We start from the raw sequence: 18,114 nt of genomic DNA on the forward strand, positions 1-18,114 counted from the left end.
ACCGGATCCGGCAGGCCGCAGCGCGGTTTGCCGGATCGGGCCGCATCGGTGAAAATCGGGGCATCCCCCAAGTTGCGAGCCCCGATGCACCATGACACCGACCTGATCAACATCGTCGCCGTTGGCCTTGGGCTCGCCTTCATCCTGGGTGCGCTGGCCAACAAGCTGCGTTTGTCTCCGCTGGTCGGTTACCTGGTTGCGGGCATCTGCGTAGGACCGTTCACTCCCGGCTTCGTCGCCGACCAGGCGCTGGCCAACCAGCTGGCCGAAATCGGCGTGATGCTGCTGATGTTCGGTGTCGGCCTGCACTTCTCATTGAAAGACCTGATGGCGGTCAAGGCGATCGCCATTCCCGGCGCGGTCGGCCAGATCCTGGTCGCCACCCTGCTGGGCTGGGGCCTGGCCTGGCTGATGGGCTGGCCGGTGATCCACGGCGTGGTGTTCGGCTTCGCGTTGGCCACCGCCAGTACCGTAGTGCTGCTGCGCGCAATGGAAGAACGCCGCCTGCTGGAAACCCAGCGCGGCAAGATCGCGGTCGGCTGGCTGATCGTCGAAGACCTGGCCTGCGTGCTGGCCCTGGTGATGATGCCGGTGCTGGCCGGCGTGTTCGGCCCGGATGCGGCCAATGAAACCCACACCGTCGGCAGCGTGCTGGCCAGCATCGGCTGGACCTTCGTGCAGCTCGGCCTGTTCGTGGCGGTGATGCTGGTGGTCGGCCGCCGGGTCATTCCGTGGATCCTGGAGCGCATCGCCGGCACCGGCTCGCGCGAACTGTTCACCCTGGCGGTGCTGGCCATCGCACTGGGCGTGGCGTTCGGCTCGGCCATGCTGTTCGGCGTGTCGTTCGCGCTGGGCGCGTTCTTCGCCGGCATGCTGCTCAACGAATCCGAGCTCAGCCACAAGGCCGCCAACGATTCACTGCCGCTGCGCGATGCCTTCGCGGTGCTGTTCTTCGTCTCGGTGGGCATGCTGTTCAACCCGGCCATCCTGGTCGAACACCCGTGGCAGGTGCTGGCCACCGCCGCCATCATCATGTTCGGCAAGTCCGCCGCCGCATTCTTCATCGTGCGTGCGTTCGGCCACCCCAACGGCACCGCGCTGACCATTTCGGCCAGCCTGGCGCAGATCGGCGAGTTCGCCTTCATCATCGCCGGCCTGGGCGTGAGCCTGAAGATCCTGCCGCCCACCGGCCAGGCCCTGGTGCTGGCCGGTGCGCTGATCTCGATCATGCTCAACCCGCTGGTGTTCGGCCTGCTCGACCGCTGGCTGGTGAAGCACCAGGAAACCCCCGCTGCCGCCGTGGAAACCGAGTTGCCGCCCGGCCCCTCGCTGGACCTGCACGACCACGCCATCGTGATCGGCTACGGCCGGGTCGGCAGCGCGCTGGCGCAGGTGCTGCGTGACCGCGGCGTGCCGGTGCTGGTGATCGATGACAACAAGGAGCATGTGGCCGAAGCACACGCCGCCGGGCTGCCGGCGATCCGTGGCAGTGCCGCCTCCGACCGCGTGCTGGCCGAAGCCCATCCCGAACGCGCCAAGATCGCGGTGCTGGCCATTCCGCAGCCGCTGGAGGCGGGCGAAACCCTGGCCAAGCTGCGCGCGCTCAACCCGGGCCTGACCCTGCTGGCGCGCGCACACAGCGACGCCGAGGTCAAGCACCTGCTCGAACACGGCGCCGACGGCACGGTGATGGCCGAACGCGAACTGGCGTACTCGCTGGCCGAAATGGTCATGGCCACCCCGCCCTACCGCAACATCGGCAAGCACACCATTCCGGTGGTTTAACGGGCCGCCAGCGGCACGCAGATATCGGCGCGCAGGATCGCCTCGGGGACGTCCTCCGGGTCGTCCAGATAGTGGTAGTACAACGGCGCGTCGCGCAGCACGCGCCCGCTGTCGGGCAGCCACTGCCGCAGCAGCGCGTCGGTGGCGGCTTCAAGACCGGCGTAGCTGCCCACGTGGCGCAGCACCGCATGGTCGCCGCCGCCAAGCCGCAGCACCCGCAGCGGCGGCGGCGGTGCCGCCACACCCGTCCCAAAGCCCATCGCGCAGTCGAATTCGCAGGCTTGCGCCGGCACGTCGCGATGATCGTTGAGGGCGATTCCGATCAATTGCTGAAGCTGGTCGGCCAGCCCTGCGCCCGCTGCCCAGGCGAACACGCGGCCGAATGCCTGGTCCAGATCGTCGAACGCACTGCGGGTGCGCAGCGCCACCACGTCGAACGGTTCCAGGGTGAGCACCCGTACCTGCAGGGCAGGCTCGGCCTGCGCATTGTCCGCGGCCGGCAGCACCAGGCGCTGCTGGCACTGCGCGCGCAGCTGTGGATCGTCGCGCAGCGCGCTGGGCGTCGCATCCAGCATCTGCCTGCAGATGCGTGCCAGCGCCTGCGGGCTCTCGTAGCCCGACTGCAGGGCCACGTCGGTCACCCGGCTGCCGGGCTTGCCCAGCAGGTGCAGGGCCTGCGCCAGGCGCAGACGCAGCACGGTGCGCCCAGGGGTTTCGCCGGTCAGCGCGCGGTACAGCCGATGGAAGTGATAGGGCGACTGGTGCGCTATCGTCGCCAGTCCCTCCAGTTCGGGCAGAGGATCGCCCGCGCGCAGGCAGGCCTGCAGGTGGGCGATGACGCGGTCGATACCGTGGCGTTGACGGACCTGGACGAGGCGGCTCATGGCGGGCTCCTTGCGGGACAGGACTGCAGCGTGACTCGCCGCGCGCCGCAGCGCGTGTCGGATCTTGCGCACCTGAGGGCGGATCGTAGCGGTTCGCCGCCATCCAGTGTGATGGCGATCCGGTCTGTACTGAGCACCGCGTTGCGGAAGCCGGTGCGGTTCTGACAAACGCAACTACTCCCATGGGCAAGTCCGGCGCGCGCGTGCACTGTGCATCGCACCGGCGCCCCGCCACCTGCACCGCAGCGGCTACCGCGTCCCTCAACGAGGAGGTAGATATGCCGCTCGACATCCCGTTCGCACGCCACGCCCAGGGTCGCTTCGCCAATGAGGTCGCCCGTCACCTGCAGCCGCGCGGACTGCAGCCGCCACCGTCGTTGCGGCGAGGTCTCGAACCGTTGACCATCGGCAACCGCCAGCACTGGGTGCTCGCCGCACTGGCCCTGTCTTCGGCGATGAGCATGGGGCAGGTGCCCGCGCGCAGTGCCCGCCTGCCTTCCGGTAACCCGGCACCGTTGCCGGGCGCGGGTGCGCAGGGGGGCATCGACCACCAGGCCGTGCCGATGCTCGGCGATGCGCCAACGGCGCCCGTGGTCGCACTCGAACATATCGCCAATGGCGCCACGCTCGGCTGCATCGCGTCCCCCCGGCACTGTCCGCAGACGCTGGCCGCCAGCCTGCTGACCTACGGAGCGCTGACGGCCAGCACGATAGGAAGCGGTGTGTTGGGCTACGCACTGGGGCGTTCCACTGCGCCCGCAGCCGGCACCGAAGCGTCGCGAGAGTCATCCCCGTCCCTGCCGCAGTCGCTGTATGCGCTGCTGCCGGACGAGCAGCGCATGCAGCTGCTGCAGATCGTCCGCGACTGCGGCACCGATGCGGCGGCCTGTACCGCCCCGGCGATCCGGTCGCTGCTGCAGGAACTACCGGAAGCCACCCGTCGGCAGATCATGGTGACGCTGGGCGTGGCCCGCCATGCTGAAACGCACACGCACGGCGGCTGGCCCGCCGGTGCCGACGCGGCCGCACTGGCGCCCGTGCTGTCGTGGGTGGATTGGGCGGCGGACCTGCTGGGCAGCGTGGTGAGCCCGGCGCAGGCGTGCTTCCAGCTGGATCTGGAGCAGATCGCACAGGCCACGCTGGAGGCACAACAGCCGGGCATGACCGGTGCACAGCGCGAGGTGGCCGCCAACATCGCGCGTTTCGACACGCTTCGTGCGCTGTTCCGGCGCGACGGGCACACGCTGCAGCAGCTGCCGTTCTCCGGCAGCACCCGCGACTCCTTCGGCTTCGACCGGACCTATAACGGCTGCAATCTGATGCTGGAGTTTGCCGGCGCCGGCACCCCACGACGCACGTTGATGGTGCTCGCCCATGGCGACATGACCGGTGCGCGCGAAGGCTCCAGCGGTGCCAGCGACAACGGCACCGGGCTGGCCACACTGCTGGCGCTGGCGCGGAAGCTGGGCGCGGCAACGCTGCCGGACGGCGTTCGCGTCCAGCTGCTGGTGTCGGATCTGGAGGAGCACGGCATGCTCGGCGCCAAAGCCTTCGTCGAACACTGCCTGGCGCAGGCCAGCTGCCCCGATGTGGCGCTCAACCTGGACATGACCGGGCGCGGCGACGGCATGACCTTGTCCGGCTCGGACCGCCACCACTTCTACATGGACGGAGATTCGCGTGCGCTGCAGCCACCGCCGGCTCCGGTCACCGCCGCCGAAGCGCAGCTGCGTGGGCTGCTCGAAGCGGCTGCCGGCGAGGTCGGGCTGACCGTGCATGACAGCACGGGCTGGGTAATGCAGTCCGACCATATTCCCTTCCAGCGCGACGGCGTGCCGGCGCTGGGAATGAACCTGGCCGATGCGGCCGACATCACCCTTGAACGCGACATGCAGCAGGCGCGTACACGGTTGTGGCTGGCCAATGCGGACGTGGACTGGAGCCGGTTCGAGCACTACCTCAATGGCACCCTGGGACCGGATGAGACCCAGTCGATGGAAACGCGGATGGACGCCATGGAACACGCCATGCACACCTACAAGGCGTTGCCGCTGTCACGCGCGATGGCCAACATCCACAACCGCCACGACCAGCTCGACCAGGTCGACCCGCGTCGCGCCATGGCCGCGCTCGCCGTGATCGAGAACGCCCTCGACGCGTGGCTGCACGCGCCGGCGCCCTGATGAAAACCCACCCCGGCCGGCCCGCACCGGCCGGGGTGGTCCCGCCTCACGCCTTGGCCAGCGCCTGCTCCAGATCGGCCAGCAGGTCGTCCACGTGTTCGATGCCGATCGACAGCCGCACGGTGTCTTCGCTCACCCCGGCGCGTTCCAGTTCCGTCGCGTCCAGCTGGCGGTGCGTGGTCGATGCCGGATGGGTGGCCAGCGACTTCGCATCTCCCAGGTTCACCAACCGGGTAAACAGCTGCAGGGCATCCAGGAAGCGCGCACCCGCCGCGCGGCCGCCCGGCAGGCCGAAGGTCAGCACGCCCGAGCCATGCCCGCGCAGGTAACGCTGCACCAGCGCGTGCTCAGGGTGGTCAGGCAGCGCTGCGTAGTTCACCCACGCCACCTTGGCGTGGTCGCGCAGGAAACCGGCAATCGCCAGCGCGTTGGCATTGATCCGGTCCAGCCGCAGCGCCAGCGTTTCGATGCCCTGCAGGATCAGGAAGGCATTGAACGGCGACAGCGCCGCGCCGGTATTGCGCAGCGGCACCACCCGGGCACGCCCGATGTAGGCCGCAGGACCCAGCGCCTCGGTATAGACCACGCCGTGGTAGCTCACGTCCGGCTCGTTGAGGCGGCGGAAGCGCTGCTTGTGTTCGGCCCACGGGAACCGGCCCGAATCCACGATAGCCCCGCCGACGCTGGTGCCGTGCCCGCCCAGGTATTTGGTCAGCGAGTGCACCACGATGTCCGCGCCGAAATCGAACGAGCGCTGCAGGTACGGGGTGGCCACCGTGTTGTCGACGATCAGCGGCACCCCGTGCGCGTGCGCGATGTCGGCCACCGCCTGGATGTCGGTGATGTTGCCGCGCGGGTTGCCGATGGATTCGACGAACACCGCCTTGGTGCGGTCATCGATGAGGCCGGCGAACGCATCCGGATCGCGGTAATCGGCGAACCGGGTCTGGATGCCGAACTGCGGCAGGGTGTGCGCGAACAGGTTGTAGGTGCCGCCATACAACGCGCTCGACGCCACGATGTTGTCCCCCGCCTCGGCGATGGTCTGGATCGCATAGGTGATGGCCGCCTGCCCCGACGCCAGCGCCAGTGCGCCGATGCCGCCTTCCAGCGCCGCCAGGCGCTGCTCCAGCACGTCGGTGGTCGGGTTCATGATGCGCGTGTAGATGTTGCCTGGCACCTTGAGGTCGAACAGGTCCGCCGCGTGCTGGGTATCGTCGAACGCGTAGGCCACGGTCTGGTAGATCGGCACCGCCACCGCGCGCGTGGTCGGGTCCGGGCGATACCCGCCATGCACGGCGATGGTTTCCGCTTTCCACGGCGGCAGCGAGGTGTCCGGTTCCGACATCGTGAGGTCTCCGCGCACGGTGCGTGCGAAAACGCACCATAGCCGAGCCCCGCCGCGCCCTGTCATGCCGGTTGCTCATGAGTACCGTCGCTGTGGTGATGTGCAGGGTGCGTTTCGTACCACTCCTATGTGCGTTCTGCGCGCCCGTGGTCATGATCGCGCTCCGCCTGCGACGGCAGGCTCCCGCACGACTGATAGTGGAGGTCACGCCATGCGTGCCGATGCCGTACAACAACACCGCCGCAGCGTGGGCGAATTTCATCGGTCGCTGCGCGGCCAACAGCCCGCGCAGGATCACGCCCGGCACCAGCGGTTCGGTAGCGCCCATCCACCGCTGCTGCGCGTGGGCAACGCGGGAGTGCTCACCCTCGCCGCGCTCTCCAGCCTGATCGTACCGGCGTCCGCGTCGGCCACGGCGCGCGCGGATTCGGCGCCGCCGGTACGGCCGGCGCTGCTGCCTGGTGCGGGCGCGTCGCGGGGCGAGGCGTACCTGGCCGTGCCGGCGCAGGAGCCATTGAACGGGATTGCTTCAGCGACCGCTGCGGGCTGCCTGTCGCGACCCCGCCAGTGTCCGCAACTCCTCGCCGGTGCCGCCGTCACCGCGCTGGGCGGTGCGCTCGTCGGCGGGTGGTTGGGCTACCAGGCTGGCCACCGCGCAGCCCGGGACGAGTGCACTACCCGCTTCGCGGGTCTCCCTGCCGCCGACTCGCAGGTCCAGACGCCGGAGACCGCCGATGGCCTGCCGGCGCCGCTGCGCTTCAACCCGGCTGACATCGACCCGGACCACCCGCCCTGCCAGTCGCTGTACGCACACATCAATTCCCGCTGGCATGCGACGGAGCAGCGGCCACCCGACCAGTCGCTGTGGAACATGCCGACGATGTTGCAGGAACGTTCGCTGGCGTTGCAGCGGCGGGTGGTGGAACAGGCCGCCAACCTGGACACGCCAACCCACGTGGAGAAGATCGTGGCCGATCTCTGGCGCACCGGCATGAACCAGCGCCAGATCAATGCCGACGGCATCGCACCGTTGCGGGCCGAGCTTGCGGCAATCGACGCTTTGCAGACGCCTGAGGCCATCGAGGCGCATCTGCACGCGCTCACGGCGGTCGGTCTCAATCCCGTGTTCGGGTTCGGCGTCGACCTGGATATGGACGCGCGCGACAGCCAGATCCCCTACGCCTTCCAGGGCGGCCTTGGGCTGCCGGACCGCAACTACTATCTGGACACCGAACACGCGCAGGCCGCTCTCGCCTATCGCTCGCATGTCGCGCACGTGCTGCGGCTGGCCGGTGATGCGCCGGCCGAGGCCGAGCGCCAGGCCGATGCGGTTCTCTCGCTGGAACGACGCCTTGCCGACGCATCAGCGCCGTGGGACGAGCTCAACGAGAACGTCACCCACTTCTATCATCCGCTGACGGTGCCGGAGGCGGATGCGCTCACCCCCGGGTTCCGCTGGAGTGCGTTGTTCCAGGCATTGGGGGTGGCCCCGCCGGACCGCTTTTCGCTGGCCACGCCCGCCTTCCACCAGGCGGTGGGGCGCGCGTTGACCAACGAAGAACCGGCCACATGGCGCGCCTACCTGCGCTTCCATACCCTCGATTCGGCCAGCCCGTTCCTGGGCGACGACTTCGTCCGCGCCCACCATGCCTTCCACGCCAGGACCCTGCAGGGCCAGGATGCGATGCCGCCACGCTGGAAGCAGGTCCTGGCCGCCATCGAACGCGTGGCCGGTGAAGCGCTGAGCGAGCTGTACGTTCCGGTCGCGCTGCCGGCGGAAACCCGGGCACGGGCGATCGCCCTGATCGAGCAGATCATGGCTGCGCTGAAGCGACGGCTGGCGGTGGTGCCGTGGATGGACCCCGAAACGCGCGCCACCGCGCTGCTCAAGGCCGATACGTTCCGGCCGCGCATCGGCCGCCCCGAACGCTGGCCGGACTGGTCCGGGCTGCACACCGAGTCCTGCGGCTACCTGCGCAACCTGCGCGCGGCCACCGCGTTCGCCCAGCGCAACGAACTGGCCCGCCTGGGCGCGCCGGTGGACAGCGCGCGCTGGCGCATGACCGCGCAGACCGTGGACGCGTACCACGACGTGATGAACAACGACATCGCCTTCTCCGCGGCGCTCCTGCAGCCGCCCTACTTCGACGTGGAAGCAGACGACGCGCTCAACTACGGCGCGATCGCCGCGGTCATAGGGCATGAGATTTCACATGCGTTCTCGGCCGAATCCAGCCAGTTCGGGCTCGATGGCAGCCTGCAGGGCTGGTGGAGCGATGCCGACCGGCAGCGCGCTGCCGCGATCTCCGCGCAGCTTGCTGCGCAGTTCGACCAGCAGCAGGTGGACGGACTGCCGCTCAATGGGCGGCTGACCGCCAATGAGAACCTGGCCGACCTGAGCGGCCTGGCGATCGCCTTGGACGCACTGGAATTCGCCCACCGCAACGAGACAGATCCCATGATCGACGGGCTCAGCCGCGAACAGCGCTTCTTCCTCAGCTGGGGCATGCTGTACCGGGAGATGCGGACCCGCGAACGCCTGCAGAGGGACGTGGAAACGGACGTGCACGCCTTCGGCCCCCCACGCGCGGACGTCGGCCCGGCCAACATGCCCGCCTACGCACACGCGTTCCAGTGCCCGCCCGGAGCCCCCATGACCCGCAACGCCTCGGAGCGGGTCGCCTACCTCTAGCTCCAACTCACATTACAAACTGCCAGCTGAACGTGCATACTCCGCGACGGTCGCCCGGGAAGCTTCCGGCGACGTCGCAGCAGGGGCGGGGTCCCTGCGATTGTCACCAAGGGACGGAACATGCGCTTTGCCTTACGCACACTGCTGGCGGCTGCGCTGCTGTCGGGCAGCTTCGCCTGCCTGGCCCAGACGGCCACCGGCACGCTGGTCATGGAAGTGGACAAGCTGCAATCGGAAGTACCGCTCAGCAAGGAACTGCAGGAACTGATCCGCACCGGCGGCGTGGACTGGGGCATCAAGGGCAACGAACTGGTGCTCACCGTCGTCGATACCCGGTACCTCGACTTCGACTACGGCTTCACCACCCGCTATGGGTACCGGCACGCGTTGCAGCTGCCGGTGGGTACCTACCGGATCACCGCCGTGAGCCGGGAACCCCGCCGCAGCTACAGCGAACAGCGGCTGCTGGACCGGGCGACCTTCGTGAACCGCAACGTGGCGTCTTTCACGATCGAAGCCGGCAAGACCGTCACCGTGCGGGTGGGGCCCGTGATCATGGATGAGGACGCCCTCAACCCGGCGGTATTCATCCCCACCCTGTTCGCCAGCGTGTCCAGCGCGGACGGCGACGCACCGGGCGGCGCAGCGCCCCGGCGTAAAGCAGTCACCCTGCGCGACAACAGTTCCACCGCCTGGCCGGATTACCGCGGCCCCATCAAGTTCATTCCACGCTGACCAAGGACGACATATGCGTTTTGCCATCCGTTTTCCATTGGCTTCGGTGCTGCTGCTGGGCAGCTTCACCAGCTCGGCCGAATCCGAAACCGGTACCGGTACGCTGGTACTGGATCTCAAGCCGTTCCGTTCCGAAGTGGCACTCAAGCCCAAGATCGAATCGCAGCTCAAGACCGGCGGCATCGAGTGGGGGCTGCGTGATGGGCAGATGGTGGTCACCCTGCTCAACAAGCGCTTCGTCGATTTCGATGTGAACTACATGACCCGTTACGGCAGCACCCAGACGCTGCAGCTGCCCGCCGGCACCTACCGCCTCACCACGGTCGGGTTCGAACCGCACACCGGTTTCAGCGTGGAGAAAGTGCTGGCCAAGGGTGCCTACGTGAACCCGGACGTCCTGTCATTCACGGTGGAGGCCGGCAAGACCACCACGATGACCATGGAGCCGCTGATCGTCGACGAAGAGCGCACGCTGTTCGCCACCTTCTTCACTCCCACGCTGTTCACCACCGTGGCGGTGGAAGGCAGCGCTGACACCACGGCAGCGCCCGCCGAGCCGGTCGCGCTCAACGTGCGCGACGAGCGCTCCATCTCGTGGCCCGATTACAAGGGGCCGCTGAAGTTCGTCGCCAAGTAACGAAAAAAAGGCCCCGGGAAACCGGGGCCTTCTGTTTGGATCACATCGCCACTCAACCCTTGGCGAATGCCAGCCGGCCTTCGGCCGCATCCACCTGGATCACATCGCCGCCGACGAAGTCGCCGGACAGGATCTTCTGTGCCAAGGGGTTCTCCAGCTGCGCCTGGATCGCGCGCTTGAGCGGGCGGGCACCGTAGATCGGATCGAAGCCGACGTTGCCCAGCAGCTCGAACGCCGCATCGCTGACCTCGATGCGCAGGCCACGTTCGGCCAGCCGCTTTTCCAGGCCCTGCATCTGGATGCGGGCGATCTGCTTGATCTGCACCTTGTCCAGCGGGTGGAACACCACGATGTCGTCCAGCCGGTTGATGAACTCCGGGCGGAAGTGCGCCTGCACCACCCCCATCACCGCCGCCTTCATCTGCGTGTAGGCCTCCGGGCTGTCATCGCTGGACATGTCCTGGATCTGGTGCGAGCCCAGGTTGGAGGTCATCACGATGACGGTGTTGCGGAAGTCCACGGTGCGGCCCTGGCCATCGGTGAGGCGGCCATCGTCCAGCACCTGCAGCAGGATGTTGAACACATCGGTGTGCGCCTTTTCCACTTCGTCGAGCAGGATCAGCGAGTACGGGCGGCGACGCACGGCCTCGGTAAGGTAACCGCCCTCTTCGTAGCCCACGTAACCCGGGGGCGCACCGATCAGCCGCGCCACGCTGTGCTTTTCCATGAACTCGCTCATGTCGATGCGGATCATGGCGTCGCTGCTGTCGAACAGGAACTCGGCAAGCGACTTGCACAGCTCGGTCTTGCCCACGCCGGTCGGGCCCAGGAACAGGAAAGAGCCGCTCGGCCGGTTCGGGTCGGACAGGCCGGCACGCGAACGGCGCACCGCGTCGGAGACGACCTTGATCGCCTCTTCCTGGCCCACCACCCGCTCATGCAGCACGTCCTCCATGCGCAGCAGCTTGTCGCGCTCGCCTTCCAGCATGCGGTTGACCGGAATCCCGGTCCAACGCGACACGACTTCGGCGATTTCTTCGGCGGTGACCCGGTCCTGGACCAGCTTGAACTCGGTGTTTTCCGCTTCCTGCGCCGCGTGCAGCTGCTTTTCCAGCTGCGGCAGTTGGCCGTACTGCAGTTCGCTCATGCGACCGAAGTCCTGGCGCCGCTGCGCCGCTTCCAGTTCCAGCTTCACCTGTTCGATCTGCTCCTTGATCTTGGTGGTGCCCTGCAGCGCCGCCTTCTCCGACTTCCAGATCTCGTCCAGGTCGGAGAACTCGCGCTCCAGCGCATCGATCTCGGTTTCCAGGTCGGCCAGGCGCTGGCGCGAGGCGTCGTCCTTTTCCTTCTTCAGCATCTCGCGCTGGATTTTCAGCTGGATCAGTCGCCGTTCCAGGCGATCCAGTTCTTCCGGCTTGGAGTCGATCTCCATGCGGATGCGCGAGGCCGCCTCGTCCATCAGGTCGATGGCCTTGTCCGGCAGCTGGCGGTCGGCGATGTAGCGGTGCGACAGCGTGGCCGCAGCCACGATCGCCGGGTCGGTGATCTCCACCCCGTGGTGTACCGCGTACTTTTCCTTCAGCCCGCGCAGGATCGCGATGGTGTCTTCCACGCTCGGCTCGCCCACGAACACCTTCTGGAAGCGGCGCTCCAGCGCGGCATCCTTCTCGATGTACTTGCGGTACTCGTCCAGGGTGGTGGCACCCACGCAGTGCAGCTCGCCACGCGCCAGCGCCGGCTTGAGCATGTTGCCCGCGTCCATCGCGCCATCGGCCTTGCCCGCGCCGACCATGGTGTGCAGTTCGTCGATGAACAAAATGATCTGGCCTTCACTCTTGGCCAGGTCATTCAGCACGCCCTTCAGGCGCTCTTCGAACTCACCGCGGAACTTGGCACCGGCGATCAGCGCGCCCATGTCCAGCGACAGCACGCGCTTGCCGCGCAGGCCCTCGGGCACTTCGTCGTTGATGATGCGCTGGGCCAGCCCTTCCACGATGGCGGTCTTGCCCACGCCCGGCTCGCCGATCAGCACCGGGTTGTTCTTGGTGCGGCGCTGCAGGACCTGGATGGTGCGGCGGATTTCCTCGTCGCGCCCGATCACCGGGTCCAGCTTGCCGCTTTCGGCACGCGCGGTCAGGTCGATGGTGTACTTCTCCAGCGCCTGGCGCTGTTCTTCGGCATTTTCCGACTGCACGCTTTCGCCGCCACGAATCTTGTCGATGGCCGCGTCGATCTTGTTTTTGTCGGCACCGGCAGCGCGCAGCGCCATGCCCAGCGTGCCGCCATCGTCGAGCGCGGCCAGCACGAACCACTCGCTGGCGATGAACGCATCGCCATGCTCCTGGGCCAGTTTGTCGGTCTTGTTGAGCAGCCGGTTCAGGTCATTGCCGATCGACAGGTTGCCTTCCTGCCCGGAGACCTTCGGCAGGGCGTCCAGCGCCTCGCTCAGGCGCTCGCGCAGCACCGGCACGTTGACCCCGGCCTGGGCCAGCAGCGGGCGCGTGCTGCCGCCCTGCTGGTCGAGCAGCGCAGTGAGCACGTGCACCGGTTCGATGATGTTGTGGTCGCGGCCCACGGCCAGCGACTGTGCGTCCGCCAGCGCCTGCTGGAAACGCGAGGTGAGCTTGTCCATCCGCATGGGGGTGTCCTCGATATGTTGCCGCTGGCCGAGCCAGCACTATCTGACAGATGCGGTTATGCAGGCGTGTTTCAAGGGGGGATGAGAACGCATTCAGGGGCCGGACGACGTGGCAGCGACATCGCCATCACGCCTGCTTGGCAGCGCAGGCCGGAGGCTGGGCGCTCCTGTCGCGGAGCGTGCGCATGCATTACGAGCTGTACTACTGGACCGGCATCCAGGGCCGGGGCGAGTTCATCCGGCTGGCGCTGGAAGATGCTGGCGCCTCCTATACAGACATGGCGCGGGTGCACGGCGACGAGGTGATGCAGCCGTTCCTGGACGGCAAGGCCGAGGGGTTGCGCCCGTTCGCGCCGCCGTTCCTGGTCAGTGGGCGGCAGGTGATCGCGCAGGTGGGCACGATCCTCGATCATCTGGGGCCGGAGCTGGGGCTGGTACCCGAAGCCGCCTCACGCCGGGTGCAGGCATTGCAGCTGCAGCTGACCATCGCCGACCTGGTCGCGGAGATCCACGACACCCACCACCCGATTGCGGCCTCGCAGTATTACGAGGATCAGAAAAAGGAAGCGAAGGCCCGCGCGGCGTCGATGCGCGGCGAGCGGCTGCCGAAGTTCCTCGGCTGGTTCGAAAGCGTGCTGGAGGCCAATGGCGGCCTGCACCCGCTGCGCGAGCATTCCTACGTGGACCTGTCGCTGTTCCAGCTGCTGAGCGGGCTGGACTACATGTTTCCACGCCGCATGCAGGCACTGCGGCCGTCGCTGCCGCTGTTGCATGCACTGAAGGACCGGGTGGAACGGCGACCGAACATCGCCGCATACCTGGCCTCGGAACGCCGGTTGGCGTTCAACACCAACGGCATTTTCCGGCATTACCCGGAGTTGGATGGCGAGGATTGAGGTCCGGTCACGACCAACGGTCGTGACCTACCGGCATCTGTGTCACGACCAACGGTCGTGACCTACCGGGGCTCGACGGGTGGTGACCCGCCGGTAGATCACGACCGTTGGTCGTGATTGCCTTTCTGCAGCGACAACAGGCCCAGCAGCGCCGCCAGCGCCACATACGCGCCCGCGAACTGCCACATGATCTGTTCCGGCAAGCCTTCCAACGTCCACGGCAGGTAGATCCCACCGCGCGGGTCCACCGAATGGATCAGCCCGAACAGGGTAAGCGCCGCGGCCACCAGCAGGATCCCCGACGAGCGCAGCAGCCGCCCGTCGATCATCGCCACCACCGCGGCAATCCACAGCATCGAGGTGATGATGAAGCCATTGCCCAGGGTGAAGATCACCGCCAGCTCCGGCAGCCCATGCCCGTCGAGCGTGGTGGTCATCGCCACCAGCTGCGCCGGCGGGATCCAGCCCGGCGCCTTGATCGCCAGCAGGTAGGCCACCGACGGCAGGAACCCCAGCACCATCGCACCGGCATGCTCGCGCGGGGTGGCCTGGAACGCCTGGGTGGTGATGTCGATGGCCACGTACACGATGATCGGCGCCAGCACCGCCAGCGGCAGCCACTGCACCAACCCGGAAATCACCCCCAGCATGCCGCCGATGCCCACGAACAGGCCGGTCAGCAGCGTGTAGCCGCTGCGCGCGCCCATGTGCTTGTACGCCGGCTGGCCGATGTACGGCGTGGTCTGCGCCACGCCACCGCACAGGCCGGCCACCAGCGTGGCCACCGCCTCCACCAGAAGGATGTCGCGGGTGCGGTAGTCATCGCCGGCCGCGCGTGCGCTTTCGGAGACGTTGATGCCGCCCACCACCATCAGCAGGCCGAACGGCAGCAGCAGCGGCAGGTAAGTGATGGCCGTGGGCAGGCCATCGATGAAGCCCAGCGTCGGCCACGGCAGCACCATCTGCAGCGGGGTCCACTCGGGCACCTTGAAGCCCGGTGCACCCAGCCCGGCCAGGCCGAGCCCGTAATACAGCACCGTGCCGAACACGAACGCCACCAGCACGCCCGGCGCGCGGATCGGCAGCTTGCGCTTGGCCACCAGCACGTACAGCAGCAGGCCCAGCGTGACGAAGCCGACCACCGGCGAGCGCAGCGTTTCCAGCAGCGGCAGGAAACCCATCAGCACGATCGCGATGCCGGCGATGGAGCCCAGCAGCGAAGCGCGTGGCAGCGCGCGGGTTACCGCCTCGCCGAAGAAGGACAGCACGGTCTTGAGCACGCCCATGATCACCAGTGAGGCCATGCCCAGCTGCCAGGTGGCAATGGCCGCATCGTGCGGAGCCAGCCCCTGCGCCTTGAAGGCCAGGAACGCCGGGCCCAGCACCAGCAGCGCCATGCCGATGCTGGTCGGCGCATCCAGGCCGAGCGGCATCGCGGTGACGTCATCGCGCCCGGTGCGCGCGGCCAGCCGCCGCGCCATCCAGGTGTAGAGCACGTTGCCGACCAGCACGCCGAAGGCGGTGCCGGGGAACATGCGCCCGAACACCACGTCGGCGGGGAACTGGAAGATGCCGACCAGCGCCATCGCGATGAAGCCCAGGATCGACAGGTTGTCGACCACCAGGCCGAAGAAGCCGTTGAGATCGCCGGCGACGAACCAGCGGGGGCGTCCGGAGACAGGAGCGGATGCAGGCATGCGAGCGGGCACGGGGTGGGGGGTACCCGATGGTAGGCGTTCATTGCGCCCGGCGACAGACGCATGCGTGGAACACCGGGGCGCGCCCCGTACCGACCAACGGTCGGTACCTACCGGCCGGGCGACCGCCATGTGCCCGTACCGACCAACGGTCGGTACCTACCGGCGGGGCGACCGCCCTGTGCCCGTACCGACCAACGGTCGGTACCTACCGGCGGGCGACCGCCGTTGGCCGGTAGGTCACGACCGTTGGTCGTGACGTTCGTCAGACACCCTTACGGCTTGTTGAGGAAATTGTTCGCCAACAGGTCGCGCACGTCCCCTACCCGCCCGTGCAGCAGCGCCTTGGCCGCATACAAGGCGGTACCGGCCACCTGCTTGACCTCCACCTGCGGCGGCATCACCAGCTCGGTCGGGCTGGTGTGCACGTCCAGCAGCGCCGGGCCGGGGTGGGCCAACAGGTCCTGCACCGCCTGCTCCAGGTCTTCGCTGCGGGTCACGGTGCGACCGTAGAAGCCGATCACCTCGGCCAGGCGGCCGAAATCGGGGTTCTTCAGGTCGGTGTAGTTATCCAGCAGACCCTGCACCTTCTGCTCCAGCTCGACGAAGTTCAACGAGCTGTTGTTGTAGACCACCACCTTGATCGGCAGGTTCTCCTGCACGGCGGTGAGCAGCTCGCCGAGCAGCATCGCGATGCCGCCATCGCCGCACATCGCGATCACCTGTCGGCCCGGGAACGCCTTCTGCAGGCCCAGCGCCTGCGGCAGGGCATTGGCCATCGTGCCATGCAGCAGGCTGGTCAGCGTGCGGCGGCGACCATTGGTGCGGATATGGCGCAGGATCCACACCATCGGCGAACCGCAGTCGGCGGTAAACAGCGCATCGTCATCGCCATGCCGGTCGAGCAGCGCGGTGAGATGCTGCGGATGGATCAGCTCGCCCTCGCCCGGGTGCTCCTCCTTCGCGCGGGTCTCCAGCGCCTTCTCGCGGTGGCCGATGCATTCGTCCAGGAAGCTGCGGTCCTCGCGCTCCGGCAGCAGCGGCAGCAGCGCCTCCAGGGTCGGGCCGATGTCGCCCACCACGCCCAGATGCACCGGGTGGCGCCTGCCCAGGTGGCTGCCATCGCGGTCGACCTGGATCAACGTCGCCTTGTCCGGATAGTACTGGCCCCAGGCGAAATCGGCGCCGAGCAGCAGCAGCGTGTCGCACGCCATCAGCGTGTGGTAGCCCGACTCGATCCCGAAGATGCCGGTCATGCCCATGTTGTACGGGTTGTCATGCTCCACGAAATCCTTGGCCCGCGAGGTGTGCGCGATCGGCGCCTTCAGGTGCGCGGCCAGCGCGACAAGTTGATCGTGCGCGTGCTCGCAGCCGGCACCGGCATAAATGCCGATGCGCTTGCCCGCGCCGATCAGCGCCGCGATGCGCTGCAGTTCGTCGTCGTTGGGGCGCAGCACTGGCTGGGTGTAGTGCACGGAAAACGGCTGATCGTCCTTGACCTCGGCTTCAGCAATGTCGGCCGGCAGGATCAGCACCGCCACGCCGCGCCGGCTGATCGCCGCCTGGCAGGCCAGGGTCGCCATCCGCCGCGCCTGCGCCGGGGTGTACACCTGCTCGCAGAACACGCTGCAGCTGGCGTACACCGCCTTGAAGTCGACTTCCTGCGGGAACTCCATGCCCAGCTCGGTGGTGATCACCTGGCTGGCGATCAGCACCAGCGGCGTGCGGTTGCGGTTGGCCTCGAAGATGCCGTTGATGAAATGCAGCCCACCCGGGCCGCAGGAGCCCGCGCACGCAGTGAGCTGGCCACTGATCAGCGAATCCGCACCGGCCGCGAACGCGGCAGCCTCTTCATGGCGCACGTGCACCCAGTCGATGTCACTGCGATGGATCGCATCGGTGACATGGTTGAGGGTGTCGCCGACGATGCCGTAACAGTGCCGCACACCGGCGGCCTGCAGGGTATCGACGACGATTTCGGCAACGCGCTTGCTCATGGCGGCACTTCCACGCTCTGGGGGAAGTTCGAGCCTAGACCCGCGCAGGTGACATCGGCGTGCGAATGCACGCCGATTCATACCAAGGTAGGTACCGACCGTTGGTCGGTACGCGGTCAGAACGACACGTCCACCGCCTGCTGCGACCACAGCACCGACTGGTGCTTCGTCGCCTGCTTCCATGCCAGGCGGATCGCCTCGATGTCCGCGCGGCGCTGCGGGGTATTTTCGTGCAGCACCACCAGCACCTTGGTACGCAGGCGGTTGGGCTCTTTCGCACCGCGGAACAGCCACTGGCCGTAGGCATCGAACACGGTCAGGCCATCCGGGAAGCGGGGGGTGACCTGCTTGTCCAGGAAGTCGCGCCACTGCGCCTCGCTGATTGCATCGGTCTGCTTGCGATCAGAGGCACCGCTCTCCTCGCCCACGCCGAAGTACAGCTCGCTGCGCACCCAGTTGGTCGCCGCGTCCGGACGGGCGGCGTCGCCCTGGAGGGTGGCGGTGGCCGATTCGGGGGCGCGCGGGGTCGGGGTAGCGGTGGCGCAGCCGCCGAGGGCGAGCAAGGCGGCCAGCAGGAGGGGGGAAAGCTTCATGGTGCAGGGGCTCCGGGTGTTGCGAGGGT

12 protein-coding genes are annotated in these 18,114 nt (G+C 67.7%); 6 read left to right on the plus strand and 6 right to left on the minus strand.

All coding sequences use genetic code 11. The features are described from left to right. The first annotated feature begins 84 nt into the window (after nucleotides 1-84). Entirely contained in the window at nucleotides 85-1,785 is a 1,701-nt protein-coding gene (gene ybaL / locus AC06E7_RS02375) for a YbaL family putative K(+) efflux transporter (protein ID WP_068853771.1), read from the plus strand. Here ybaL and AC06E7_RS02380 read toward each other — a convergent pair. Continuing rightward, nucleotides 1,782-2,669, minus strand: a complete 888-nt coding sequence (locus AC06E7_RS02380; protein WP_478062804.1) for an AraC family transcriptional regulator — start codon at nucleotides 2,667-2,669, stop codon at nucleotides 1,782-1,784. The two genes, ybaL and AC06E7_RS02380, sit on opposite strands and share 4 nt — an antisense overlap. A 278-nt stretch (nucleotides 2,670-2,947) precedes the next feature. On the opposite strand from AC06E7_RS02380, the gene AC06E7_RS02385 reads away from it, so the two are divergent. Further along, on the plus strand, nucleotides 2,948-4,852 hold the full coding sequence (locus AC06E7_RS02385) for a M28 family metallopeptidase (protein WP_478062805.1): 1,905 nt from the start codon (nucleotides 2,948-2,950) through the stop codon (nucleotides 4,850-4,852). Between the two features lie 46 nt (nucleotides 4,853-4,898). On the opposite strand, the gene AC06E7_RS02390 is transcribed toward AC06E7_RS02385, so the two are convergent. Next, nucleotides 4,899-6,200 (minus strand): O-acetylhomoserine aminocarboxypropyltransferase/cysteine synthase family protein, encoded by a 1,302-nt coding sequence (locus tag AC06E7_RS02390; RefSeq protein WP_426804989.1) that lies wholly within the window; start codon nucleotides 6,198-6,200, stop codon nucleotides 4,899-4,901. A 211-nt stretch (nucleotides 6,201-6,411) separates the two neighbouring features. Between AC06E7_RS02390 and AC06E7_RS02395 the strand changes: the two genes are divergently transcribed. From AC06E7_RS02395 to AC06E7_RS02405, 3 genes are all read left to right on the plus strand, one after another. Next, on the plus strand, nucleotides 6,412-8,892 hold the full coding sequence (locus AC06E7_RS02395; protein ID WP_478062807.1) for a M13 family metallopeptidase: 2,481 nt from the start codon (nucleotides 6,412-6,414) through the stop codon (nucleotides 8,890-8,892). Between the two features lie 120 nt (nucleotides 8,893-9,012). Further along, nucleotides 9,013-9,627: a hypothetical protein gene (locus tag AC06E7_RS02400; RefSeq protein ID WP_426804991.1), complete on the plus strand. Its 615-nt coding sequence runs from the start codon at nucleotides 9,013-9,015 to the stop codon at nucleotides 9,625-9,627. A 13-nt stretch (nucleotides 9,628-9,640) separates the two neighbouring features. Then, nucleotides 9,641-10,264, plus strand: coding sequence for a hypothetical protein (locus AC06E7_RS02405; protein ID WP_478062808.1), 624 nt, complete (start codon nucleotides 9,641-9,643; stop codon nucleotides 10,262-10,264). A 52-nt stretch (nucleotides 10,265-10,316) separates the two neighbouring features. Here AC06E7_RS02405 and clpB read toward each other — a convergent pair whose 3' ends face one another. Then, complete coding sequence (clpB, locus tag AC06E7_RS02410) at nucleotides 10,317-12,902, minus strand: ATP-dependent chaperone ClpB (protein WP_217538581.1); 2,586 nt, start codon at nucleotides 12,900-12,902, stop codon at nucleotides 10,317-10,319. Between the two features lie 185 nt (nucleotides 12,903-13,087). Between clpB and AC06E7_RS02415 the strand changes: the two genes are divergently transcribed. Then, nucleotides 13,088-13,798, plus strand: coding sequence for a glutathione S-transferase (locus tag AC06E7_RS02415; RefSeq protein ID WP_320457570.1), 711 nt, complete (start codon nucleotides 13,088-13,090; stop codon nucleotides 13,796-13,798). A 98-nt stretch (nucleotides 13,799-13,896) separates the two neighbouring features. Here the strand turns inward: AC06E7_RS02415 and AC06E7_RS02420 are convergent, their stop codons facing one another. From AC06E7_RS02420 to AC06E7_RS02430, 3 genes are all read right to left on the minus strand, one after another. Then, nucleotides 13,897-15,495, minus strand: a complete 1,599-nt coding sequence (locus tag AC06E7_RS02420) for a SulP family inorganic anion transporter (protein WP_478062810.1) — start codon at nucleotides 15,493-15,495, stop codon at nucleotides 13,897-13,899. Between the two features lie 275 nt (nucleotides 15,496-15,770). Further along, a complete protein-coding gene (locus AC06E7_RS02425; RefSeq protein ID WP_478062811.1) occupies nucleotides 15,771-17,492 on the minus strand; it encodes a thiamine pyrophosphate-dependent enzyme in 1,722 nt (573 codons plus the stop codon). Between the two features lie 116 nt (nucleotides 17,493-17,608). Further along, nucleotides 17,609-18,085 carry a DUF3574 domain-containing protein gene (locus tag AC06E7_RS02430; protein WP_478062813.1) on the minus strand — a complete coding sequence of 159 codons (477 nt, stop codon included), beginning with the start codon at nucleotides 18,083-18,085 and terminating at the stop codon, nucleotides 17,609-17,611. Nucleotides 18,086-18,114 lie beyond the last annotated feature (29 nt).

The organism is Stenotrophomonas sp. Steno-Z4 (assembly GCF_056393145.1).

What these genes read in the sequence shown, in the direction of transcription:
- AC06E7_RS02425 (WP_478062811.1), bottom strand. Translation starts at nt 17,492, where the DNA reads ATGAGCAAGCGCGTTGCCGAAATCGTCGTCGATACCCTGCAGGCCGCC.
- AC06E7_RS02415 (WP_320457570.1), top strand. Translation starts at nt 13,088, where the DNA reads ATGCATTACGAGCTGTACTACTGGACCGGCATCCAGGGCCGGGGCGAG.
- AC06E7_RS02380 (WP_478062804.1), bottom strand. Translation starts at nt 2,669, where the DNA reads ATGAGCCGCCTCGTCCAGGTCCGTCAACGCCACGGTATCGACCGCGTC.
- AC06E7_RS02430 (WP_478062813.1), bottom strand. Translation starts at nt 18,085, where the DNA reads ATGAAGCTTTCCCCCCTCCTGCTGGCCGCCTTGCTCGCCCTCGGCGGC.
- AC06E7_RS02395 (WP_478062807.1), top strand. Translation starts at nt 6,412, where the DNA reads ATGCGTGCCGATGCCGTACAACAACACCGCCGCAGCGTGGGCGAATTT.
- AC06E7_RS02400 (WP_426804991.1), top strand. Translation starts at nt 9,013, where the DNA reads ATGCGCTTTGCCTTACGCACACTGCTGGCGGCTGCGCTGCTGTCGGGC.
- AC06E7_RS02405 (WP_478062808.1), top strand. Translation starts at nt 9,641, where the DNA reads ATGCGTTTTGCCATCCGTTTTCCATTGGCTTCGGTGCTGCTGCTGGGC.
- ybaL (WP_068853771.1), top strand. Translation starts at nt 85, where the DNA reads ATGCACCATGACACCGACCTGATCAACATCGTCGCCGTTGGCCTTGGG.
- clpB (WP_217538581.1), bottom strand. Translation starts at nt 12,902, where the DNA reads ATGCGGATGGACAAGCTCACCTCGCGTTTCCAGCAGGCGCTGGCGGAC.
- AC06E7_RS02385 (WP_478062805.1), top strand. Translation starts at nt 2,948, where the DNA reads ATGCCGCTCGACATCCCGTTCGCACGCCACGCCCAGGGTCGCTTCGCC.
- AC06E7_RS02420 (WP_478062810.1), bottom strand. Translation starts at nt 15,495, where the DNA reads ATGCCTGCATCCGCTCCTGTCTCCGGACGCCCCCGCTGGTTCGTCGCC.
- AC06E7_RS02390 (WP_426804989.1), bottom strand. Translation starts at nt 6,200, where the DNA reads ATGTCGGAACCGGACACCTCGCTGCCGCCGTGGAAAGCGGAAACCATC.